17 protein-coding genes and 3 tRNA genes are annotated in these 22527 nt (G+C 68.8%); 4 read left to right on the top strand and 16 right to left on the bottom strand.

Annotated elements, in window-relative coordinates:
* Positions 1–24: 24 nt before the first annotated feature.
* The 4 genes from ACWCOV_RS23320 to ACWCOV_RS23305 all read right to left on the bottom strand — a co-directional run bounded on the left by ACWCOV_RS23320 (position 25) and on the right by ACWCOV_RS23305 (position 1692).
* Positions 25–97: transfer RNA gene (locus ACWCOV_RS23320), tRNA-Phe, on the bottom strand.
* Positions 98–139: 42 nt separating this feature from the next.
* Positions 140–216: transfer RNA gene (locus ACWCOV_RS23315), tRNA-Asp, on the bottom strand.
* Between the two features lie 59 nt (positions 217–275).
* Positions 276–348: transfer RNA gene (locus ACWCOV_RS23310), tRNA-Glu, on the bottom strand.
* A 168-nt stretch (positions 349–516) separates the two neighbouring features.
* Positions 517–1692, bottom strand: a complete 1176-nt coding sequence (locus ACWCOV_RS23305; protein ID WP_449831401.1) for a hypothetical protein — start codon at positions 1690–1692, stop codon at positions 517–519.
* Positions 1693–1828: 136 nt separating this feature from the next.
* On the opposite strand from ACWCOV_RS23305, the gene ACWCOV_RS23300 reads away from it, so the two are divergent.
* Entirely contained in the window at positions 1829–2779 is a 951-nt protein-coding gene (locus ACWCOV_RS23300) for a DUF7436 family protein (protein ID WP_449831400.1), read from the top strand.
* Positions 2780–2799: 20 nt separating this feature from the next.
* The gene (locus ACWCOV_RS23295; protein ID WP_449831415.1) at positions 2800–3147 is read left to right on the top strand and encodes a metallopeptidase family protein; all 348 of its coding nucleotides are present in this window, start codon (positions 2800–2802) and stop codon (positions 3145–3147) included.
* A gap of 4 nt (positions 3148–3151) precedes the next feature.
* Here the strand turns inward: ACWCOV_RS23295 and ACWCOV_RS23290 are convergent, their stop codons facing one another.
* Positions 3152–3883 carry a polyprenol monophosphomannose synthase gene (locus tag ACWCOV_RS23290; RefSeq protein ID WP_360524754.1) on the bottom strand — a complete coding sequence of 244 codons (732 nt, stop codon included), beginning with the start codon at positions 3881–3883 and terminating at the stop codon, positions 3152–3154.
* A gap of 60 nt (positions 3884–3943) precedes the next feature.
* On the opposite strand from ACWCOV_RS23290, the gene ACWCOV_RS23285 reads away from it, so the two are divergent.
* Positions 3944–5290, top strand: coding sequence for an FGGY-family carbohydrate kinase (locus tag ACWCOV_RS23285; protein ID WP_449831399.1), 1347 nt, complete (start codon positions 3944–3946; stop codon positions 5288–5290).
* Positions 5287–6144, top strand: coding sequence for an aldolase (locus ACWCOV_RS23280; protein ID WP_449831398.1), 858 nt, complete (start codon positions 5287–5289; stop codon positions 6142–6144). The genes ACWCOV_RS23285 and ACWCOV_RS23280 overlap by 4 nt, the downstream gene beginning before the upstream one ends.
* Here the strand turns inward: ACWCOV_RS23280 and ACWCOV_RS23275 are convergent.
* From ACWCOV_RS23275 to ACWCOV_RS23225, 11 genes are all read right to left on the bottom strand, one after another.
* The gene (locus tag ACWCOV_RS23275) at positions 6134–7996 is read right to left on the bottom strand and encodes a hypothetical protein (RefSeq protein WP_449831397.1); all 1863 of its coding nucleotides are present in this window, start codon (positions 7994–7996) and stop codon (positions 6134–6136) included. The two genes, ACWCOV_RS23280 and ACWCOV_RS23275, sit on opposite strands and share 11 nt — an antisense overlap.
* On the bottom strand, positions 7987–10632 hold the full coding sequence (locus ACWCOV_RS23270; RefSeq protein WP_449831396.1) for a glycoside hydrolase family 2 protein: 2646 nt from the start codon (positions 10630–10632) through the stop codon (positions 7987–7989). The genes ACWCOV_RS23275 and ACWCOV_RS23270 overlap by 10 nt, the downstream gene beginning before the upstream one ends.
* A 1-nt stretch (position 10633) precedes the next feature.
* Positions 10634–13093 carry an alpha-mannosidase gene (locus ACWCOV_RS23265; protein WP_449831395.1) on the bottom strand — a complete coding sequence of 820 codons (2460 nt, stop codon included), beginning with the start codon at positions 13091–13093 and terminating at the stop codon, positions 10634–10636.
* Positions 13094–13145: 52 nt separating this feature from the next.
* Positions 13146–13748, bottom strand: a complete 603-nt coding sequence (locus ACWCOV_RS23260; RefSeq protein ID WP_449831394.1) for a D-sedoheptulose-7-phosphate isomerase — start codon at positions 13746–13748, stop codon at positions 13146–13148.
* Positions 13745–14704, bottom strand: coding sequence for an ROK family protein (locus ACWCOV_RS23255; RefSeq protein WP_449831393.1), 960 nt, complete (start codon positions 14702–14704; stop codon positions 13745–13747). The genes ACWCOV_RS23260 and ACWCOV_RS23255 overlap by 4 nt, the downstream gene beginning before the upstream one ends.
* A 2-nt stretch (positions 14705–14706) precedes the next feature.
* On the bottom strand, positions 14707–15537 hold the full coding sequence (locus ACWCOV_RS23250) for a carbohydrate ABC transporter permease (protein WP_449831392.1): 831 nt from the start codon (positions 15535–15537) through the stop codon (positions 14707–14709).
* Positions 15537–16508, bottom strand: coding sequence for a carbohydrate ABC transporter permease (locus ACWCOV_RS23245; RefSeq protein WP_449831391.1), 972 nt, complete (start codon positions 16506–16508; stop codon positions 15537–15539). Before ACWCOV_RS23245 ends, ACWCOV_RS23250 begins: the two co-directional genes overlap by 1 nt.
* Positions 16509–16511: 3 nt before the next feature.
* Positions 16512–17879 carry an extracellular solute-binding protein gene (locus ACWCOV_RS23240; RefSeq protein WP_449831390.1) on the bottom strand — a complete coding sequence of 456 codons (1368 nt, stop codon included), beginning with the start codon at positions 17877–17879 and terminating at the stop codon, positions 16512–16514.
* 140 nt (positions 17880–18019) lie between these two features.
* The gene (locus ACWCOV_RS23235; RefSeq protein WP_449831389.1) at positions 18020–19093 is read right to left on the bottom strand and encodes a LacI family DNA-binding transcriptional regulator; all 1074 of its coding nucleotides are present in this window, start codon (positions 19091–19093) and stop codon (positions 18020–18022) included.
* A 10-nt stretch (positions 19094–19103) separates the two neighbouring features.
* Positions 19104–20774, bottom strand: a complete 1671-nt coding sequence (locus tag ACWCOV_RS23230; protein WP_449831388.1) for a hypothetical protein — start codon at positions 20772–20774, stop codon at positions 19104–19106.
* Positions 20771–22504 carry an MBL fold metallo-hydrolase gene (locus ACWCOV_RS23225; RefSeq protein WP_449831387.1) on the bottom strand — a complete coding sequence of 578 codons (1734 nt, stop codon included), beginning with the start codon at positions 22502–22504 and terminating at the stop codon, positions 20771–20773. The genes ACWCOV_RS23230 and ACWCOV_RS23225 overlap by 4 nt, the downstream gene beginning before the upstream one ends.
* Positions 22505–22527 lie beyond the last annotated feature (23 nt).

The following is a 22527-nucleotide window of genomic DNA, read 5'->3' as shown; positions in this document are numbered from 1 at the left end:
CCGAGATCCACGCTCAAGAAAGGGTGGTCAGGGGCGGTCTCGAACCGCCGACCTTCCGCTTTTCAGGCGGACGCTCTACCAGCTGAGCTACCTGACCGGGGAGAAAATTGGCGGCGGTGTTTGACACCGCCGCCTCTCCTGGCGACCCAGACGGGACTCGAACCCGCGACCTCCGCCGTGACAGGGCGGCACGCTAACCAACTGCGCCACTGGGCCAGATTTCTCGATGATCCTACAGCATCTTCGAGATGCTTCTGACACCGGCCTTTCGGCCGTATCCCCAACGGGATTCGAACCCGCGTTACCGCCTTGAAAGGGCAGCGTCCTAGGCCACTAGACGATGGGGACTCGGACCCGCGGGAGCCGAAGCTCCAGGGACAGCCGTAAGCATAGAGGAGTTGGGCGCTGGCTCCAAAACGAGTTACCGCGCAGACATCGACCAGCGTCCAGACCTCGCAGGGGCGGGCGCCGTACGCCGGGTGAGAGAGACGGCGTACGGCGCCCTGAGGGGGAGGGCTAGCTGGTTGCGTCAGGGGCGATCAGCTGCGGGTACTGCGCGACGAACAGCCGGTGGAAGCTCAGCGCCGGCAGGATGTGACCCTGCTCCCGGGCAGCGTCCGCGACGCCGTACGCCCAGAGCGCGGACCGCATCCGCTGGTTGGGCGTGCCGTGGTGTCCGGCCTCGGTGAAGCCGCAGTCGCCCAGCTGGTAGAACAGCTGGCTGAAGAGCGCGACCCGCTTCCACTGCAGCGCCGCGCCGCGGGCGTGGGTGAGGAAGTACGAGCTGTACGCGTCGGCCATCAGTTCGGCCCACCGCGACGCCTCAGGAGCCGGGAGGTCGCTGCGCATCAGGTCGCGGGCGTACTGGATGTGGTGACCAAACTCATGCGCCAGGATGGCCTGCGGCGCCACGTCACCCAGTCCGACCCGGGCGAAGCCCTCCAGTACGCCGTCGCCGAAAGCGATCCGCTTCGGCGAGACGCCGTACCCGGGGATGACGTCGCCGCCGGACGCGGCGTACGCGTTGAAGGTGAACAGCGGCAGGTCGCCGTACCCGAGGGCCGCGCTGTTCAGCTCCCGCGCGACCAGGTCGGCCGACACCCGGGACGCGGTCGGGTCGAGGCGGTAGACGGCGGTGAAGACGCGGTAGTTGACCTCGGGGTCGAGCATCGACCGGCCGTGGGCGGGCACGAGCTCGATGTCGCCGGACGGAATGTCCCAGAAGGTCCGCAGGTCACGCATCGTGCGGTTCACCACATTCGTGAACTCACCGCGGGCGCCGAACGTGTACGGCGCGGGCTGCGGCAGGTACGCCGCGTCGACCAGAGCCATCTGGTAGATCAGCACGTGCAGGACGGCCAACCGCTGCTCGAAGGTCCAGCTGGTGACGTCCGGCATGATCGCGGCGGCCACCGGCGGCACGGCCGGGGAGCACTCGTACTGCGTCGGGTCGATGGCCTCGATCAGCGCCTCCAGCGCCGGGTTGTCCGGCAGCCCCAGCTCGGCCTTCACCGCGGACGCGTGCTCCCGCATGGCCGGTAGATTGTCGACAATCTGCTGAAGCTCGGGCGACAGGTTCTGCGGTACGGCGCTCTGCGTCGGAGCGGCCGGCGACGCGGTGGCCGCTGCCGCGGGTGGGGCTGCGAGGCCGAGTACCAGGGCGATGGCGGCAATCGCCAGGCGCTTTCTCATCCGAATCTCCTCGGGGAACTGGTGGGGACGGCAGCAGTATTGGCACCGAGTAGCGCCCGCTACGAGGGCTCAGGCTGTCAGAAACCGGCATGTCAGCAACCTGTCGCCACCCCCACCGCCGGTGGTACACAAAGGCATGGAACCGCTCCAGGCGCTGGGCCTCTCGGCCCCGGCGGAGGCGCTGCTGCTCGACCTGCTGCAGCGCCCCGACACGACACCGGCCGACCTGGCAGCGCAGCACGAGCACGTGGACACCAGCCTCGAGGAGCTGGCTGGACTCGGCCTCGTCCAGCGCAATGGCGACACCCTGGCTGTACGCCCGCCACGGCTCGCGATGGAGGCCGTGGCGGAGCGTCACACCCAGCAGGCGCAGCTGGCCCGCGACAGCGCGGAGATGCTGGGCGAGCTCTGGAAGGCCGCAGCCGGCAAGCAGGACTATCTGGAGGTCCTGCCGACGTACGTCGCCTCACAGGCGGTCCTGAACTCCGTCCAGACCGACGCGCAGCAGCAGGTCCGCGCCATGACCATGGGCAACCTCGCAGCCCGCGAGCTACGGATCGTCGACGGGATGTTCGAGGCCCTGGAACGCGGTGTCCGGTACGACGTGATCTACGGAGCCCACGTCCTCCAGGACGCCAACGCGCTGCACATGGTGCAGGCGTGCATCGATGCCGGCGAGACGGCGCGGGTCTTCCCGCACGTTCCGCTCAACATCACGATCGTCGACGACCGCTGGGCGCTGGTGGGCGCACGGTCCGAGGTACGGCGTGGGCCGGCGTTCGCAGCCGTCGTCGTCCATGACTCGCCGCTGCTGGCCGGGATGGCGAGGATCTTCGAGGCACTGTGGCGGATGGCGGTGCCGATCACCGGCGGCACCGAGCTGAACGACGTGAGCGCCGGGCCGAGCCTGGAGGAGAAGCGGCTGCTGACCTACCTGAGCGCCGGGCTGACGGACGAGTCGATCGCCCGGGAGTTCGGCGTCAGCGAGCGCACCATCGCCCGCCGCATCGGTCGCCTGCAGGAAGCACTCGGCGCCCAGACCAGGTTCCAGCTCGGCGTCCAAGCATCACGGCAGGGCTGGCTCTGACTCACTACGCTGGCAGCGTGATGGAGATGAGCCGGGCGGACTTCGAGGTGCTGGTGTCCGAGGCGCTGGACGAGGTGCCGCCGGAGCTGGCGGCACTGATCGACAACGTCGCGATCTTCGTCGAGGACGAGCCGCCGGCCAGTGACCCAGGGCTGCTCGGGATCTACGAGGGCATCCCGCTGACCGAGCGCGGGCACTACTACGGCGGCGTGCTGCCGGACCGGATCACGATCTACCGCAACCCGACCCTGGCGATCTGCGACACCGTCGAGGACGTCGTCGACGAGGTCAACATCACCGTGGTGCACGAGATCGCCCACCACTTCGGCATCGACGACGCCCGCCTGCACGAGCTCGGCTACGGCTGAGGCGTCAGGCGGAGCGGCGGAAGAGCAGCTTCCAGGGCATCAGGGCGGACTCCAGCTGAACCTTCAGGCTCATCTTGGAGGCGCCGGCCGTGCGCTCCTCGAAGCGGATCGGGGTCTCGGCGATGCGCAGGCCGCGGCGGACCGTGCGGTAGTTCATCTCGACCTGGAACGAATACCCGTTGCTCTGGATCGTGGTGACGTCGATCCAGCGCAGCGTGTCGGCCTTCCACGCCTTGAACCCGGCGGTGGCGTCCTTCACGTGCAGCCGCAGGATCGCGTTCACGTAGAAGTTGGCCCAGGCGGACAGCGCCCGGCGGTGCCAGGCCCACTCCGCGGCCGCCGAGCCGCCCTCGACGTACCGGGAGCCGATCACCACACCGGCGTCCGTCGTGCGCAGCATCTCGACCATGGTCGGGATCACCGAGGCCGGGTGCGACAGGTCCGCGTCCATCTGGATCACGATGTCGGCGCCCTCGTCCAGCGCGCGGCTGATGCCGGCGATGTACGCGCGGCCGAGGCCGTTCTTCTCGGTCCGGTGCAGTACGCCGACCTGCTCCGGCGACGCCTTCGCCAGCTCGTCGGCCACGTCGCCGGTACCGTCGGGGGAGTTGTCGTCGACCACGAGCATCTGCAGGCCCGGCAGGTTCAGGTCGGACAGCAGCCCGGCCAGCACGGGAAGGTTCTCCCGCTCGTTGTAGGTCGGCACGACGACCACGATCTTGCTCAGCTCACCCATGACATTCCTTCTTCGGGGACCACCGGACGCTATCGCATCACCCGGTCTAGGGTCTGACGGGTGACCTGGATAGGTGTCGATGTCGGTACGACGAACCTGAAGGTGTGCCGAGTTCCGGGCGGCGCCGGGCCCGAGATGGTGGTCCGGTCGGTGCGGACGCCGGATGACGCTGGGGAGTTGCAGGACGCCGTACGGCGACTCGTCGGGGAGCTGTCCGACGGGCAGTGGATCGAGGGGATCGGCATCTCCGGGATGGCGGAGACCGGTGTGCCGCTCGACCGGGACCTGGAGCCGCTCACCAAGCTCATCACCTGGCGTGACCAGCCAGGCGTGGAGCAGGCCGAGCAGCTGCGGGCTGAGGTCGGTCCTGAGGAGCTGTACGCCCGGACCGGTCTCCGGCTGAGCGCCAAGCTGCCCGTGGTGACTTGGCGCTGGCTGGGTGACACCCTGGCCCGCACCAGGCTGTGGGCGGGTGCTCCTGACCTGGTCCTGGCCGCGTTGACCGGCACCTATGCGATGCACCTCACTCATGCGCAGCGTCTCGGCGTACTGGACCTCCGCACCAGGCAGTGGGACCCCGACCTGCTCGCGTACGGCGGTCTGGACCGCTTGCCGCCTGTGGTCGAGCCGATGACGGTCGCCGCGACCACACCCGCCGGTGTGCCGGTGGTGCTGTACGGTCACGACCACCTGGTCGGTGCATGGGCCGCTGGGGTGCGTGAGCCGGGGCAGGTAGCCGACTCCCTCGGTACGGCGGAGGCGGTCATCACACCGAGTCCGGCGCCGGTGTTGGACGACGTACTGCGGCAGCAGGGCATCAGCACCGGCTGGTACGTCGACGGACGGCACGGCTGCGCCATCTCCGGCAACGGCGCGGCGGGCGGACTGGTCGAGCAGCGGCTCGCTGCGCTCGACCGCGATTACCCATGGCTCAACGCCGTACTGGATGAGGTGGAGTCGCCGAGTGAGCGGTTCATTGCGCCTTATCCACAGGGCCGTCAGGCGCCTGCGCCGGATCCGGCGTCGACGTACGACGTGCAGCGGCCGGTCGACGATCCGGCCGAGGAGATGCGGGCGTTGGTCGATGCGCTGAGCTTCCACGCGCGGTGGATGGCCGAGGAGCAGACGCGGTTGCTCGGGATCCCGTGGCGGAGCACGGTGGCGTTCGGTGGGCCGGTCAGGCTGGGCGGGTGGATGCGGCGGAAGGCGCTCGCGTCGGGTGGGCGGGAGTTCGCCGTACTCGACGGTGAGGCGACGGCGGCCGAAGGGGCTGCGCTGATGGCGGCCGAGGTGGTGACCGGCACGCCGGTGGAGCCGTTGCGGGCAAGGGGGATCGAGGTTTGTCCACAGTTGGCCGAGGTGTGGGATGGCGCGTTCTGGCATCGATTCCATAAGGTGGTGGCGTGAGCCCGACACTTGACGCCCTTGCCTATCCCGACGGCACGTTCGCGATGGTCGCGATGGACCAACGCGAGAGCCTCCGCACGATGCTGGCCGAGCACGGGCGGCCCGATGATGCCGCGGCGATCACGGCGTTCAAGGCGGCCGTTGCGGAACACCTTGCGCCGTTGGCGTCCGGCTTCCTGATCGACCAGGGGTACGACGCACCACGCAAGCCCGGCTGGATCCTGGCGGCCGATGCGCTGACGCAGGAGCGGGGCGGGCCGGTCACGGACACGCGGCTGGACGAGTCGATCGATCCTTCCGCGGCGCGCGAGGCCGGTGCGGTCGCGCTGAAGTTGCTGGTGATCTGGAAGCGCGACGACCAGGCGCAGCGGCGGGTGGAGATGGCCGCGGAGTTCGTACGGCGATGCGCGGCGGCCGGACTGTTGTCGGTGCTGGAGCCGGTCGCGCAGCCTGCAGCGGGTGAGGACGACTTCGAGCTGGACGCGGCGATCATCGAGGCCGCCGAGGTCCTCGGCCCCGTCCACCCCGACCTCTACAAGGCCCAGGTCCCAAGCCGAGGCCTCGGCGACCCCGACCAGATCATCAAGACCTGCGAGCAGCTGACCGACACGCTGGACGTGCCATGGGTGGTGCTGTCGAACGGCGTCGCCCGCGACGACTTCCCCCGCGCAGTCGAGCTGGCCTGCCGCGGCGGCGCCTCAGGCACCCTCGCCGGCCGAGCCCTCTGGACACCAGCACTCGAGACCGATGACCCGGCCGCCGCCCTGGCGACAACCTGCCGAGCCCGCCTGGCGCTGATCGCCGACATCGTGCACAAGCACGCCCGCCCGTGGCAGGAGGTGGTTACCAGTTGATCGTGGTCAGGGTTAGGGCCTCCTCGCAGGCCAGTAGGAGGAGGCCTATGCACCAGGAGTGGGAGAGGGTGAGGATGGCGCCGGGTGGGCCGAAGCATTGGGTTTGGTAGTAGCGTTCGGTGACCATGCCGCGGCGGGCGTTGAAGTCGCCGTCGCGTCGGGCCACGAACTGGCGGGCGAATCGGAGGTGCTCGGCGGCTGCGAGGGCGTAGCAGTCGTCGCCGGTCCAGGTCGAGAGGGCTGTCAGCTCGGCCGTGCAGATCAGGCCGTAGTTGTGTAGGTGCTGGTTCGACGGGCTGGCGGTGTCCGCGCCGCGGCTGCGGAAGTTGTAGGCGCCGAGGATGGTCTGCGGCGAGAAGCTGACGTCGTAGCTGTAGCGGAAGGTCAGCGTCCAGTCGGCCGCCAGTTGCGCGAGCTCGAGCCAGGCCGGGTCCTGCTCGATCCGGTAGAGCGCGACATACGCGATAACGGCTGCGTAGCCGTCCTCCGAGGTGGGCGCGAGGTCGACATCCTCCGGTGCTCCGCAGAGCGAGCCGTCCCGGACGTCCGTCGCGTAGTACGCACCGCCGCGCCGGGCCGCGGCGAGGTAACGCTCGTCGCCGAACAGCTCGTATGCCTCGGCCATCGCGGCCACCCACGTCAGACCGGCCGCACCTCGCCGCGAGAGCACCTCGCCGGACTTCTGGTGGTACATGCTGCCGAAGTTGCCCTCGGCATCTTGTGCCGACAGCGCGAACCCGAGGTTGCTCAGCACAGCCTCGCTCCAGGCCGGATGATCCACCGGCTCGGCGGCGAGCGCGCGCACGGTGAACAGCGTCGCTTCGGCCAGTGTCCGCGCATGCAGCCCGCCGGGCACCGGCGTCCACGACTGCTTCCAGCCGCCCTCGGCGTACCAGCAACCCCAGAAAGTCCCGGCCGGCGTGCGGTTGCTCGTGATGTGGTCGATCACCGCCGTACCGGCCTCGACGTACGACGGATTGCCGACGCGCCGGCCGTGTCGCAACAGGGCGTGCGCGTACGGGATGCCGCTCACCCACGCGACATGCATCGCCATCCGGTCGTTGCCACCTTCGCCGCCGATCAGCTCGCGGTCGAAGAGCGCGGTCTCGACCAGCACCGCGGGATCTTCGCGGTAGTGCCACCGCCAGAGCCCGTACGACGTGAGCTCGGCAGCCTCGACGAGGTCGACCCAGGGCTCGACCGGCGGCTTGGCAGCCCGCTCGCGATCTCGGAGTCGGCGCAAAACCGGGGCGTAGCTGTCGCGGTCCGCCGGCAAGCTCCAGAGTCCGACACGTAGTTCCTGGACCTCGCCCGGCTCCCAGCGGTGCGACTCGGCCAGCGCGGGCACTCCGTGTGGCTCACCGACGTAGCTGAACGGCTCCTCCCGGTAGGGCAACGAAACCCAGATCGAGGCCGGCCGATCGGGCCCCGCACCGAGGCCGAGACCGCTCAATCCCAACGAGGTGTTGGCGTCGACCTCGAGGGCCACGCCACCGGACGGACCCCAGCCGAAGACGGCCGGTGTCGCCGAGCGGTCGGCGCGGAACGCCCAGTGGTCGGACGTCAGATCCTCGGCGTCCGGCGAGCCTGGCGCGTAGCGCGGGTACAGGCGGATGCAGGCCGGATCGCGGTTGTCGCCGTAGAACAGGCCGGGGATCAACCAGTGCGGATGTGTCCCCGGCACCGGCGTCTCGACGCGGACTCGGGCGTCCACCGCCGCGGCACCGTCGTACCGGACCCGCACGCGCACGTCGTGTTCGCCGTCGCCGACGGGACGGACGTCCACGTCGATGTCCCAGCCGGCGTCGAGCGGCCGCCCGTCGGCGTCCTCGACGGAGACGTTCAGCTGCATCGGATCAGCCTTTCGGTGGGGTGGAGGCCGAGGCCGTCGAGCGCGACCACGCGAGGACCGGTCGCCGGCCAGGTGAGCTGGATGACGCGCACTTCGCCCGGGAGCAGGACGAAGCCGCTGTTCGACAACCGGAGCCACCCCGCCGAGTCACCCTCCGGCGGTCGCCCGTCCCGAACCCGGACGAACGGCGCCACCGGACCACCAACGTGCCGAACTACCAGCTCACAAACCTGCAGGGCGCTGCCGGCGTGGCGGTCGCCCGAGCCGGGGTGGTGGGGTGAGGTGAGCCGGTCGCCGGGGGCGTGCTCGGGTGAGGCGTGGGGGTCGCCGAGGCCGGGGTGGTCGGGTGAGGTGAGCCGGTCGCCGGGGCCGGGGTGGTCGGGTGAGGTGAGCCGGTCGGCGGGGACGTGGTGGGTTGCGGCGTGCAGTTCGGCCTGGCTGTCGAGGAGGTCCGCTAGGTCTTGGGATCCGGTGAGGATGTAGCGGCGGTTGGCTGTGACTTCTCCGGCTGCCAGGTGGATGTCGACCACGAAGGGGCCTGGTGGGGTTGGGGCCTCGAGGGTGCCGAGGGTGGTTGGGACAGGGCCCAAGGCGATGTCCTTCAGGGTGGTGGCGGCTAGTTCTTCGCCGGTCCAGGAGACCAGGCGGGCGGTGACCGTGGCTCCGGACAACGGTTGTTCGGCCAAGGCCCACAGTGGCAGCGTCACCTCGGCGTGGCCGGACCACGATTGCCGCGCGCAGACCGCGCCGACGAGGACTGGGCGGTAGGCCGCCGCCACACCGTAGTAGGCCGGTTTCGGCTCGCCGGCGTGGGTGATCGCGGAGGTGCACCACGCGTTGGGATAGGGCTCGTTGAACTGCCACGGCAGCGTCCCCACACAGCGCGGAGTACGCCGGCGATGTGCCTCGACGGCGTACGACAGACCGTCGCGCTGGAGGAACTGGCTCGCCAGGCCCAGCGTGCGGAGGTCCTCGATCCCTCCGCCGAAGCTTGCCTGGACAAGTGACTCGTTGTTCCACCAGCGGCCGAGGTGGTCCCACACGGGTCGCCCACGAGTCGGCAAGCGTCGCTCGTGCTCCGGTACGACGCATGCCAGCGTGTGCGGCATCGTCATCCCCTCGACCCCGAACTCGCTCAGCAGGTGAGCCGACCCCGCGTCGTACAACGCGTAGTGGTCACGCAGCCCCTGATGCTCCCAAGGCCCGTGCACGTCATGCTGGTCATCCGGGGCCGCCCGAATCAGGTCGAGCCGATTCAGGAAGGCCGGCCCGGTCGGCGACGTGGACAACCAGAGCCGCTCGGGATCCAGCCGCCGTACGACGTCTGCGAGCGCGGCAAGCACCGGAGTGCGATCGTCGAGCGGTTCACCTTCGCCGGCCTGCAACTCGTTGCCACCACCCCAGATCGCCAGCGACGGATGATGGCGCAGCCGCGGCACGATCTCCTCGGCCTGCGCGCGCATCATCGCCTCGAACGAAGGATCGGCCGCCGGCGTCGACTCGATCCCTGAGCTGGACTGCGAGAACTCCTGCCACACCAGCAGTCCGCGCCGATCGCACTCGGCGTAGAACTCCGGCGTTTCGATCAACCCCCCACCCCACACCCGCAGCAGGTTCACGCCCGCATCGACGGCGAGATCCAGCAGGTGCCTCAGCCGCTCCGGCCGAGGTACGCCGTAGCTGAGATCGAGCGGCACCCAATTCCACCCCTTGGCAAAGATCTGGCGGCCGTTGACCGAGATCCCGTACGGCGCTGCGTCCTCGGTGGCACCGTGGGCGCGGTGGAACCCGAGCGTCCGCAGTCCGATGTCGAGCTCGCGCCGATCACTCACCAGCCCGCCCGAGCGAGCGACGATCGCCAGTCGGTAGAGGTACGCCTCCCCGTGACCGTTCGGCGACCACAGCCGCGGCTCGTCCACGACCAAAGTGTGATTCCCAACGGCAACGACCGTGCCGTCCGCATCGCTGAGCGTCAGCTCGACCAGGTCGCACCCCGGAACATCGAAGGTCACCAAGGCGGCGTCACCCGACAATTCGGTGCTCACGGCAACGTCGGTGATCCGATCCGGCCCGGTCAGATCGACGTACACGGACTGCCAAATGCCTTGGTGCACCAACCGCGGACAGAAGTCCCAGCCGTACGTCATCCGCGACTTGTGCACCAGCACCTTCGAGGTGTGCCCGACCTGTGGCTCGCTCACCGGCGCCGGCTCGACCACGACCACCAGCAGATGGTCTCGGGCGGCTGCCAGCAACGCGGTGACGTCGAAGCGAGCCGCGACGAACATGCCGTCGACCCGCCCCACCTCGCGACCGTCGAGGAACACGATCCCGCTGTGGTCCACGCCGTCGAGACACAACCACGCCTGCTGCCCGGGTTCCGGTGGTTCCAGCGTGAACTCGTGCCGATAGACCCAGTGCCGATCGGCCACCCACTCGATCGCCCTGGTGTTCAGCCCGACGTACGGATCCGGTACGGCGCCCGCCTGCCACAGATCTTCGACGACGCTCCCTGGAACCCGGGCCGGCAACCAGGCGTCAGGCTCCCGCAGCGGACCCCAGACCCGGTGATGCCGCCACTCGTCCCCGAGAAACCCACGGACCTGCCAGGCCGACTCGTCGAGCAGGACCCGCACGTCACTGCCCCAGCGGCGGCGGCTTGGCCGGGTCCCACTCGAGCAGGTCGACCTCGACCGGAGCGGCCTCCGCCGACGACGGGAGTTGCAAGGTCTTCACCTCGTGCGCCCCGAAGACGGCGTCGAACGAGCGGCCCAGGAACGGGAGCTCGACTCGTACTTCGGCGGGGCGGCCGCTGGTCTCGTAGCCGCGGAGGACCACGGCGCCGTTGTTGTCTTCCGCCCGTTTCAGGACCGAGAAGATCACGTCGTCCGAGCCGTGCACGGTCAGATAGGACTGCGAGACCGGGAGCGGACCGTCGTGGAAGCACTCGATCAGCGGTGTGACCGGCTGGTTGAGCTCGGCCGCACGCCGGACCACGCCCGCGGCACGCCAGTCACCACCATGCGGCTGCAGGCGGTACGTGAAGCGCTGAATCCCCTGATCGAGGTACTCGTACACCCCGTCGTCGTCCAGTTGCCGCGGATCGTGCCAGGCGTAGACCGGCGACCGCACCACCGTCATCGCCAGCACCGGCTTGCCGGCCTTGGAGCCGTCGACGGCGAACGAGTACTTCCCGTCGTTCAGCACCGCGACGCCGCCACCGGGGCCCGAGATGTCCACCCACGCGTGCGACGGAACCTCTTCGCGATTCTGCTCCCGCACCAAGTGCCCGTACGGAATCTCGTGCGTCGCCTCGGACTTCTTCACCGCGAACGGGAAGCACAGCTTCAGCGCCTTCAGCTTCTCCCGCCAGTCGATCGTGACCTGCACCTCGACCGCGTCGCACTCCGCATCCAGCACGAACTCCTCGACCAGCCTCGACTCCCCGTACGCCGACTCCACCCGGACGACCTGCCGCACCGGCCCATCCGCGAGCCGCCGGACCCGCTTGACCTCGAACGAACCTTCGGTGTTCCACAACGACCGGACGCCGTGGCTCCAGGTGTCGGTGTCGTCGTCGATCACCTGCGCATGCGCGACCCCGGACGCGACCAGCGAAGGCCCGTCCGACACCGCGAGCGTCCGCAACCAGCCCGTCCGAGGGTCCACCTCGGCCCGCACGACGCCGTTGTCCAACACCAAGTCACGAGACGGCTCACCTAGGTGGTACGACGACCCGTCGCCCGGACGCATCGTGTAGAGCTGGTACCCGAGCGGTGGAACCGTTGCCTTGAAGGCGACCCGCCGCCGCCCGTTCGCCGTCGCCGCCGACCGGACCTCCTGGACGTCGATGAGCCGGCCGTCGAGCCCCTCGGACAACGCGATCGCGCCCCGCAGCGGTGCCGGGTACCCGAGCTCGAGCTCCACGGTCGCCGTCACCGGCCACGCGTGCGGGTTGAACACGGCCACCGGCACCATCGCCGACTCGGCCGGGATGTCGATCTGCCGCGCGATCGACTGGATCGAGCGGTTCGCGAGCCGGGCCGCGATCGACTTCGCCTCACCGAGCTGGTCGCGGGCATCGTCGTACGCCGGTTCGATCGCCGTGCCGGCCGCGATGTCGTGGAACTGGTTGAACAGCACCTGCTTCCACGCGTGACCGAGCTCGGCCGTGGCATCCGGCGTCCCGCTGACCACCGAGGCGATGGTCGTCCACTTCTCGGCCGCGAGCAGCGCCTGCTCGGCCAGCCGGTTCTGCCGTTTCACACCGGAGTGTGCGGCGTAGCAGCCGATGGCGTGCGGTTGCAGCTCGGTCGGATGCACCGGGATGCCGTCGAAGGTGCGGGCCTCGTCGAAGAACCGGCGCATCGTGGACGGGAACATCTCCGGGAACAGGTCTCGCCGGGCGAGTTGCTTGATCGACTCGATGTTCTCGATCGTCGGGCCGCCGCCGTGGTTGCCGACGCCGTAGAACACCATCAACGGCTCGGTCGTCTCCGGCAGCTGTTGCAGCGCCTTGGTGACGTGCCCGGAGATCTCGCCGCCGGGGGAGCAGTACTCGTGCGGGATCCGGTACGCGAGCACGCGAGACCCGTCCGCCGACTCCCACCAGAACTTCTGCCCCGGCAACTCCCGCTCGTGCTTCTGCGGCCGCAGGAATGCGTACGAGTCCAGCCGGGCCTTGCTGAGCAGCTGCGGAAGCGTCGCGTTGTGGCCGAACGGGTCCACGTTGCAGCCGACTGTCGCGATCACCCCAAGGTGCTCGGCCAGCCACCGTTGCGAGTACAGCGCATGCCGGACGAACGCCTCGCCGCCGGGGATGTTGCAGTCCGGCTCGACCCACCAGCCGCCGACGATCTCGAACCGGCCCTCGGCGACCCGCTTGCGGATCCGCTCGAACAGGCCCGGATCGTGCTCGGCGATCCAGCTGAAGTACGCAACCGAGTCCGCGGTGAAGACGTAGTCCGGGTACTCGTCCATCCGGTCGAGCGCCGACCGGAACGTGGCCCGCACCTCCTGGTACCCCTCCTGCCACTGCCAGAGCCACACCGCATCGATGTGCGCGTTGCCGATCATGTGCAAGGGGCCGCGTGTCATGGGGCCTCCCGGTCTGGACTGAGGAGCGGAGGGAGCGAAGCATTCAACACAGTCATGAGGTCTCCACGATGTCAGTGCCGGCTGCCCAGCGGTCGACGAGTTCGCTGACCAGGTGCAGGGCGAGGACGTGCATCTCCTGGATCCGGGCGGTCTCCTCGGCCGGTACGACGACCGCCAGGTCCGCCGCCGCCGCGAGATCCTTGCCGCGCGTCGATGTGAAGGCGACCGAGCATGCGCCGTTCGCCCGCGCCGCCGCGAGGCCTTTCACCACCGTAGGCGACGTGCCGGACGTACTGAACCCCACCACCATGTCCTGTGGACGAACCAGCGCGGTCACCTGCCGCGCGAACACGTCGTCGTAGGAGTAGTCGTTGGCAATGCAGCTCACCACCGCCGCGTCACCGATGAGAGCGACCGCGGGGAGTGGGCGGCGTTCGCGGAGGTAGCGGCCGATCAGCTCGCCGGCCAGGTGTTGCGCATCGGCGGCCGACCCGCCGTTCCCGTACGTGTACAGCACGCCGCCGACCGCCAGCCGCCGGATCAGTTCCTCGGCGACGGCCTGCACCTGCGGCAGCTGCTCCCGCATCGCCGTGGTCACCTCGGCATGCCGCTCGAGCTGCCCGTCCAGCAGCCCGTCCACACAGAGCTCAGTCATCGGCGACCGTCCCAACGATCGAAAGCGATCGCAGCGGCGCCGAGCACCCCGACCGCACCACCATGCTTGCTGAGCACCACGTCGCAGGCCGAAGCAGCCGGCGGCATCGCCTGCCGCAGTGCCGCCGCACGCACGGGATCCAGCAACTGGGCACCTGCACGCGTCACGCCACCCCCGAGTACGACGAGCTCCGGCTCGCACACGTTGATCAGTACGGCGACCATCCGGCCGAGGATCGCGGTCGTCTCGTCCCAGACCGCCCGGGCGACCGAATCACCGGCCAGGGCGTGCTCGGCGACATCCCTGGCCGTGATCGCGCCGACCGAAGCCAGGCTCGACGATGGACGATCCGCCACCGCCTCGGCAGCCCGGCGCGCAATCGCCGTACCGGAGACGTAGGCCTCGGCGCAGCCGCGGGCACCACATCCGCACTCGCGGCCCTGCCAGTCCACCACCACATGTCCCAGCTCGCCGCCTTGTAGCGCCGCGCCGCGAAACAGCTTGCCTTCGGCAACCACGCCGCCGCCGAAGCCCGTCGAGACGGTCAGATAGACCAAGCTCTGCACGCCCCAGCCACCCCAGTGGTACTCGCCTAGCGCCGCCGCGGTCGCATCGTTCTCGACGTACGTCGGCAGACCGAACCGCGAGGACACGAGCCGACCCAACGGAACCTCGTCCCACCCGGGCAACCCCGGTGGCCCGAGGATCACTCCGGTCCGTGGATCCAGCGGCCCACCACAACCGACACCCACAGCGTGCACCGAGGGGCCACCGGCTTCCGCCAGAGCCTGTTCGCCCAGCTCCAGCAGGCGTTTCACGACCGCGGCCGGCCCCTCGCCGACCACCGTGTCGATCCGGCAGAAGGACCGCACGGTGCCGTCGGGCGTGACGACGCCGGCGGCCAGCTTCGTGCCGCCGACGTCCAGGGCCAGCACTGGCTCCTCCAGGGGATGCACGCTCAGCCTTTCTGCGCGGTCGTGGCCACGCCGTCGAGGATGTACCGCTGGCCGAACGCGAACAGGATGATCATCGGCACCACGGCGATCACGCTGGCGGCCACCGCGATCTCCCACTCGTAGTGACCCGAGAGGGCGAAGGCGTCGATGATCTGCTTCAGGCCGCGCGGCATCGTGAAGTACTCCGGGGTCTGCAGGTAGATCAGCGGTTTCATCAGGTCCGACCAGCTCGCCTTGAACTCGAAGACGAACACGATCACCAGGGCCGGCTTGCAGAGCGGGAAGGCGATCCGCCGGAACAGGCCGAAGTACCCGCAGCCGTCCACCCGGGCCGCCTCGAACAACTCGCGTGGGATGCCGAGGAAGAACTGCCGCAGCAGGAAGACGTAGAACGCCGAGCCGAACAGGTTCTGCGCCCAGAGGGGGATCTGGGTGTCGATCATGCCCAGCCGGTTCCAGATCAGGTAGACCGGGATCATCGTCACCGCACCCGGCAGCATCATCGTCGACAGCAGCACGCCGAACAACAGGTTGCGGCCGCGGAACCGGAAGTACGCGAACCCGAACGCGACCAGCGCACTCGACAGCGTCACGGCCGCGGCGGCCATGAACCCGACGGTCAGCGAGTTCGTCAGCCAGCGCATGACCGGCGCGGCCTCCCACACCCGCACGTAGTTCGACGGCTGGAAGATCTCCGGGATCAGCCGGTTGTCGAACACCTGCGACCGCGGCTTCAGCGACGCCGACACCAGCCACACCAACGGGTAGCAGAACGCGAAGGTCGCCAGCGTCAGGAAGAACAGGAACGGCAACCGGCGGTACGGGATCGTCATCAGCGCTCCCCGTGGTAGTACACGTACCGGTTGCCGATCCGGACCTGGATGAACGTGATCAGCAGGATGATCACGAACAACAGCCATGCCATCGCGGAGGCGAAGCCCATCTTGAAGAACTGGAAGGCGTTCTGGAACAGGTAGACCATGTAGACCAGCGACTCCTCCGACGCGGCCGCCTTCTGCTGCGGGCCGTAGAACATCGTGTACGCCTGGTCGAACATCTGCATCGCCGCGATCGTGTTGGTGATCACGGTGAAGAACAGCGCCCCGGAGATCATCGGGATCGTGATCCGGAACAGCCGCGTCACCGGCCCGGCGCCATCCAGCTCCGCCGCCTCGTAGAGCTGTTTCGGCACGCCGTTCAACGCCGCCAGGTAGATCACCACCGTGCCGCCGAGCGTCCACAGGCTCACGATCGCCAGCGACGGTTTCAGCCAGTTCGGATCGGTGGTCCAGTTCGGCCCGTTGATGCCGACCCAGCCGAGCACCTTGTTGACCAGGCCCTGCTGACCGTTCAGCAGCAGCAGGAACATCGCCGCCGCGGCCACCGCCGGCGTCATCTCCGGCAGGTAGAACGCAGTCCGGAAGAAGCCGCCGGCCCGGCCGACCCGCTGCAGCATCAGCGCCAGCGCCAGCGCGACGACGGTCCCGATCGGGACGAACATGGCCGCGTAGACGAACGTGTTGCTGAGCGACTTGAGCACCCGCGGGTCGTCGAACAGCTCGCGGTAGTTGTCCAGGCCGACCGCCCGCGGCGCCTGGATCATCTGATAGTCGGTGAACGACAACACCAGGCTGGCGATCATCGGCCCCGCGGTGAAAATCAGGAACCCGATCACCCACGGCGAGACGAACAGCCACCCGGCCCGGTCCTCCCGCTTCGCCAGCGGGCTGCGCCGCGGTTTGGACCGGCGGCGGTCGGGCTCGGCCTGCCCGCCCGCCACCGGACGCTCGACGGTGGTGGTCATCGATCAGCCCTGGTTGACCTTGTCGAAGGCGGCCTTGGCCTCGGACTGGGCCTGGTCGAGGGCGGTCTGCGGGGTGGCGGACCCGCCGAGCGCCTTGCCGACCGCGTTCTTCCAGGCGGCGTCGATCTCCGCGCCGGCCGGCGACGGGTTCATCGACTTCGCCTTGTCCAGCACGTCGTAGTAGTTGTTGATCGCCTGGTCGAAGCCGGCGTCACCGGTGGGCTTGAGGTACTTGGCCTTGATCTCCTCGTCGGCCTTCTTGTTGCCGGTGAACAGGCCGGTGAAGAAGCTCTTGTCCTTGGTCACGGTCTGCATGCGCGCCTCGGCCGCCTTGTGCCAGGTCTCCAGCGAGGTCATCGTCTTCGCCCACTGGCAGGCGGCGTTCAGGTTCTTCGCGCCCTTCGGCACCACCCAGGCCGAGCCGCCGATGGTGCTGATCGGCTCGCCCTGCCGGTTGGTGAACATCGTCGACTGCAGCTCCAGGCCCTGCTTGCGGGAGTCGAGCAGGACGTTCACGTACCAGTTCTCGATCGGGAACGCGGCCAGCTGGTCCTTGGTGAACTGGTTCTTCTCCCCGAACAGGTCGAAGGTGTCGCGGAAGGTCTTGAAGTTCGACCAGCCACCCTGGTCGGTGATCAGCTTGATCGTGTACTGCAGCGCCTCGACCGCCTTCGGGTCGTTCAGGTTCGGCTCGCCGCCGGGCTTGACCAGCTCGGCGCCGTTGGCCATCGCCCAGAGCGGGAAGAAGTCCGGCATCTTCGGGTCGTAGCCGATCCGGGCCGGTCGGCCGCCCTTCGCGACGTACAGCTTCTTCACCGTCTGCTCGAGCTTGTCCCAGTCGGCGGTCTGGATGTCGCTGGGCTGCACACCGGCGGACTTGAGCGCCTTGCCGCTGATCAGGTTCGTCGAGACCGTGTAGAACTCCGGGATGCCGTAGGTCTTGTCCTTCAGCTTTACCTCGTTCATCGCGGCTTCGCGGTACTGGGTGGTATCGATTCCACTGTTCTTGATGCAGTCGTCCAGCGGCTGGATCGCGCCCTTCGCCGCGTACGTCCCGATCAGGTTGCGGGCCATGTAGACGACGTCCGGAGGGTTGCCGCTGGACACCGCGGTGAGGAACTGCTGGGCGTCGAAGTCGCCCTTGTTGTTCTTCACGGTGACGGTCGGGTACGCGGCCTTGAACGCGTTCACCCGGGACTGGGCCACCTCGTCCTCACCGCTGAAACCCATCACGTTCAGGGTTCCCGACGGGGTCGAGTCGGTGGAGCCGGGGGTGCTGCCACCGGAGTCCTCCTTGTTCCCGACGCCGGCGCAGGCGGTCAGAACCAGGGTCCCGGCGGCCAGCGCCACGGGAAGGCGCAGGTGCTTCATTGCGTGTGCTCCTAATCCTCGACAGGGGGCGAGTGGCCGAATGTGGCATCGATGCCACATTCGGTTGCAGAGCACGTTAGGTGTGAGATTCTGCCGACGTCAAGACGTCAGGTGGGAGGTTGTGGACAACAGGCCGATAATCAGCGCGGCGCGGGACCGGTCGAGCCGCGCACGATCAGCCGCGGTGGCACGCGCACGATCCGCCGCTTCGCGGGGAGCTCGCCGCGGATTCGCGCCAGCAGCAACCGGGCGCAGCTGCGCCCGAGCTCGACCGTGTGCTGGTCGACCGTGGTCAGGGCCGGCTGGACCAGCGACATCCACGGCACGTCGTCGTACGCAGCGAGACTGAGCTGCCGCGGGATCTTCAGCCGCCGGTCCTTCAGCTCGGCCAGCGCACCCTGCGCCAGCACGTTGTTCGCCGAGATGATCGCGGTGACCTCGTGGTCGTTGAGCAGCTTGCGGGTCGTCTCCCGGGCCGCCTCCGCGTCGAAGCTGGTGTACGCGATCAGGTCCTCGTCCAGGTCGACGAAGTTGTCCAGGTGCGCGGCCCGGAAGCCGGCCAGCCGCCCGGCGCCGGTCGACCACTTGGTCTCGTCGATCAGCAGCCCGATCCGGGTGTGACCGAGAGCCAGCAGGTGATCGGTGAGCTCTCGCGCCCCAGCCTTGTTGTCGCTCATCACCACGTCGCCGTTGCCCCGGCCGAGCTCACGGTCCGCACACACCACGTGCACGCCGTTCTCCTGCAGCACCCGGGGGCACTTGGCAGTGACGGGCGTGACGATCACACCGGGCACGCGCATCGCCAGCAGCGTCTCGGCGGCCCGCATCTCCTCTGCCGGGTCGCCGTTGTCGTTGACGAGCACCATCTGGTACTCCGCCGCCCGCAGCTCCTCCTCGATCCCGGCCGCCAGGTCAGCGTAGAAGGGGTTGCGCAGGTCGGAGATGAGCACGCCGATCGAGGTCGACGTACGGCTCCGCAGGTTGCGGGCGTTGTGGTCGAGCACGTACCCGATCCGCTCGGCCGCCGCCCGCACCCGGGCCCGTACGGCGGGAGACGCGTAGCCGCGGGTGTGCAGCGCGCGTGACACGGTCGACGGTGAGACACCGGCCTCGCGGGCCACGTCCTGCACCGTCGGACGCCGTACAGACGGCTGCGCAGGCTGGGCCGGCTGCTGTTGCACGGCCCGTGCTGCCTGCTGCCCCCGGGGACTCATGGGCCGCAGTCTAGAGGCTCCGGGCCGCCCGGTAGCGGTTCCAGCTGCCCGTGATGGCGTCGAAGTCGTCCGGACCGAAGTCGTAGCGGTCCGTGTCAGTACCGTCCACGTAGTACAGCGCCGGCACGCCCAGACTGCCCTGCATCGCCACGTACGCGCGCCATTCGCCGTGACTCGGCATCATCCAGCCGTCGGTGTCGATGCCCAGCTCAGGACATACCGCCTGCACCACCTCGGCCCGGTAGGCCATGTGACGAGCGACATACCCGGGCTCGGCGGTGTCGTCGCGCAGTACGTCGTTCAGCCGGATCACGTCGGTCACGTCGAGGAAGGCCGGGTTCGGCGTGTGTGTGACGACCAGTGCGTCCGGCTTGACCCGCTTGGCGGTGTCGTAGACGAGTCGCAGCTGCTCATGGAGCAGCGCAGCACCCCACCGGCGTCCGCTGTGCCGCAGCGACGAGCCGGACGGCGTCCGCGCGGTGAAGTCGACCTTGAACCCGTCCGCATCCAGTCCGTCTGCCGACAGCATGTAGGTCACGGCCTCGGTGATCAGTGACACGCAGGCGGGGGAGTCCGGGTCGAGACCGACCGGGTTGCCGCCGGCATCGGTCACGCAGGCGTCGAGCGGAGCGCCCTCCTCGTCCCACGCCTTCCACCACAGCAGCACCCGCTGTCCGGCCGCATGCCGGGCAGCGATCCAGCCCTTGAGGTCTTGCCACTTCACCGGATCGGGCTGGCAGGTCGCGTACGACGCCTGCCACTTGTCGTCGATCACGATCGTCTCCGGCACGATCCCCTGCCCAGCAAGGGTTTCCAGGAACCCGTCGTAATTCACCTGGGTCGCCAGCGGCTGCGGAGCCTGGTCAGTGCGAGCACCCAGCGCACACTGCGCTCCCCACCCGCAGAAGATCGTCCCGCGCCACCACTCCGCGTCCACCACCTTCCGCTCGGGCACTACGCCGTACGCATCGAGCAACGACCGATGCCGCAGCAGGACATCGGCGGGGGACTCACCACCGAGGTGTACGACGAGCGGCGGCGTGCGGAACTGCCCTTCGACCACTGTCTGGCCCTCGTAGTCCAGCCGCAGACTGAAGCCACCCGTCACCGGCAGGTAGTGGTAGCTGGTGAAGGTCTGCTCGGCAACCGGCGCCACCACACTGAGGCCCAGCCACTCGTCGTCCACAGCCGCCGCGAAGCACCAGGGCGCCGGCGTGAACAGCCACCGCTCGATCCCCGGCTCGCTGCCCTCACCGCACACACTGATCGTCGCCGGCTCCAGCGCGTCCCGGATGACTCGAGTCGGGTGGTCCGGGTTGGGGGAGTACGCCTGCTGCAGCTGCGACCCGCTGGGCAGGAAGCCACGCGGCGTACGACGGCCACCAAGCAGATGTACGTCGGTAAGCCGCCCCCGCCCGGTCACCACTGTCGAGGTCTCGATCCGGTCGGCCAGGAACCGCGTGGTCGTCACCCTTGTGTCCCACACCGTGCTGCGAGCAGTCGCAGTGACGACAAGCCCCTCAGCGCCCTCGACAACGTCCACCGAGATGTCGCCGTAGCTCTCGTCGAACCCGTCCACCGTGTCGAGCGAGGCGAACAGCCGCAGCTTCAGCACCGACCGTCCGTCGACGACCACACTGGCGTAGGCCTTGGCTTCCTGTACATCGACCGTGTACTTCAACGACCCGTCCTCACGTCTACTAGTGCCTCTGCCAACTGACCCACGTACCGCCCGTCCCGGGTGATCCCGGCCGCGATCCGCGCCTGCCGGACCGGCTGCCCGACATGCGGCACCACGAGAAACTCCTGCGCAGCAACCTGCGAGCACTCCCACCCCGCAGGCACCACGAGCGCCGCACCCGCGCAGCTGACCCGCACAGTGAACGGTTGCCCGTCCACCGCATCGATCCGGTACGGCGAGATGCGCACCGCACCCGCGAAGACCGGGTCGTCCGGTAAGAACAACTCCCGGTGTACCCGTGCAACCGCGTCGCCAAGCCGCACCAGCTCGTCCAAGTAGTCCTGGGTCACCGGTCGCGGCTCCCAGTGCCCCGAGATCATCAGAGAAGGCTGCAGCCGCTGGTAGAGCGCAGCCGAGGCCGCGTAGTCGTCCGCGGCGAACGCATTCGCGTACTGGAAGTTCGGGATCTCGGCTGACTCGCCAGGAACCCAGCTGCCCGTCTGCTGGTCACCCGTGGACAGCACTCGCTGCCCGTCCACCTCGAACCCGATGGCCGAGGCGTACAGCGTGTGTCCTGGCAGAGCGTGCAGGTCCAGCTCGTACTCGCGCCACCGCACACTCGTCCCGTCCGCCACGTGCCGCGCGCAGGGGATCGGCTCGAACCAGAGGCAGGGCAGGTCGTAGTGCGTCGGGTTCTCCAGCACGTGTGCCACCGGACTCGACGCCCACACCTCCGTCCCGTGAACCTCGCGCATCAGGTTGAACGCGGCGACGTGGTCATCGTGGTAATGGGTGGGGATGGCGACCTCGACCCGCTCGATGCCGTAGTCGCGTTGCAGGGCACGCAGGCTGGGCAGCCAGGGCCGGACATGGTGCCGCGCGCCACCGATCGGGATGCCCGTGGTCAGGTCGTAGCCATAGTCGATCAGCAGCGCAGTACCCGAGTCGCTGAGCAGGACGTAGCTGTGTGACTCGCTCGTGCGGTTCATCAGCAGGTGCGGGCTGAGCTCGACGTACGGGTTCTCCAGCTTGTCGAGCAGACCGGTCGGCTGGCCGAGTCGCACCTTGATCAGCTCACCCAGGGCGTCGCACGTCTGCCGGACGGCGAGCGCCGGGTCAGTCATCGGCGAGCCGTGGCTGGGCATCAGTGCGCGCGGTTGGTAGTCCAGCAGCTGCACCAGCGACGCCATGGTCATCGCGGCGCCCTCGAGCCCGACGTACGACCACTGCAAGGCGGCAGCCGACCACACCTTGCCCGGGCTGTGCAGCAGGTCGCCGGTGAAGGCATAGCCGTCGATCAGGTAGCTGACACTGCCTGGCGTGTGACCAGGTGTCGGCAGCGTCCGCACTTCCAGATGCCCGATGCGGGAGACGCTGTAGTCCTTCATCACGCCGGCGACCGGCACCGGTTCCAGTAACGAGAACCGGTCCGTGTGCAGATCGTAGTTGTTCACCACCCGTCGTTGCTGCCAGTGATGATCGACGTCGGCGATCAGGTCGACCTCACCCTGTGGCGCCCAGATCCGGGCGCCGGCGGCCGCGAGTCGTGGCAGCCCTTCGACCTGGTCGCGGTGGTGGTGCGTGACGAGTGCGTCGGTCACCCGGTCCACGCCGTACGACGGCAACTGGTCCAGCCAGCGTCCGCTGCCGGCGTCGATCGCCACCGCCGACCGCGTCGCCGGGTCGACCAGCAGGTAGACCACACAGGTGTCCTCGATGGCGTGCAGCACACCCAGCACCTTAGAGGCATGCT

The organism is Kribbella sp. NPDC002412, from assembly GCF_053592935.1.
The sequence above is the reverse complement of the archived record's forward strand: the minus strand, read 5'-3'. Positions and strand labels throughout refer to the sequence as shown.

What these genes read in the sequence shown, in the direction of transcription:
- ACWCOV_RS23245 (WP_449831391.1), bottom strand. Translation starts at nt 16,508, where the DNA reads ATGACCACCACCGTCGAGCGTCCGGTGGCGGGCGGGCAGGCCGAGCCC.
- ACWCOV_RS23265 (WP_449831395.1), bottom strand. Translation starts at nt 13,093, where the DNA reads ATGACACGCGGCCCCTTGCACATGATCGGCAACGCGCACATCGATGCG.
- ACWCOV_RS23250 (WP_449831392.1), bottom strand. Translation starts at nt 15,537, where the DNA reads ATGACGATCCCGTACCGCCGGTTGCCGTTCCTGTTCTTCCTGACGCTG.
- ACWCOV_RS23235 (WP_449831389.1), bottom strand. Translation starts at nt 19,093, where the DNA reads ATGAGTCCCCGGGGGCAGCAGGCAGCACGGGCCGTGCAACAGCAGCCG.
- ACWCOV_RS23300 (WP_449831400.1), top strand. Translation starts at nt 1,829, where the DNA reads ATGGAACCGCTCCAGGCGCTGGGCCTCTCGGCCCCGGCGGAGGCGCTG.
- ACWCOV_RS23290 (WP_360524754.1), bottom strand. Translation starts at nt 3,883, where the DNA reads ATGGGTGAGCTGAGCAAGATCGTGGTCGTCGTGCCGACCTACAACGAG.
- ACWCOV_RS23275 (WP_449831397.1), bottom strand. Translation starts at nt 7,996, where the DNA reads ATGCAGCTGAACGTCTCCGTCGAGGACGCCGACGGGCGGCCGCTCGAC.
- ACWCOV_RS23295 (WP_449831415.1), top strand. Translation starts at nt 2,800, where the DNA reads ATGGAGATGAGCCGGGCGGACTTCGAGGTGCTGGTGTCCGAGGCGCTG.
- ACWCOV_RS23260 (WP_449831394.1), bottom strand. Translation starts at nt 13,748, where the DNA reads ATGACTGAGCTCTGTGTGGACGGGCTGCTGGACGGGCAGCTCGAGCGG.
- ACWCOV_RS23305 (WP_449831401.1), bottom strand. Translation starts at nt 1,692, where the DNA reads ATGAGAAAGCGCCTGGCGATTGCCGCCATCGCCCTGGTACTCGGCCTC.
- ACWCOV_RS23240 (WP_449831390.1), bottom strand. Translation starts at nt 17,879, where the DNA reads ATGAAGCACCTGCGCCTTCCCGTGGCGCTGGCCGCCGGGACCCTGGTT.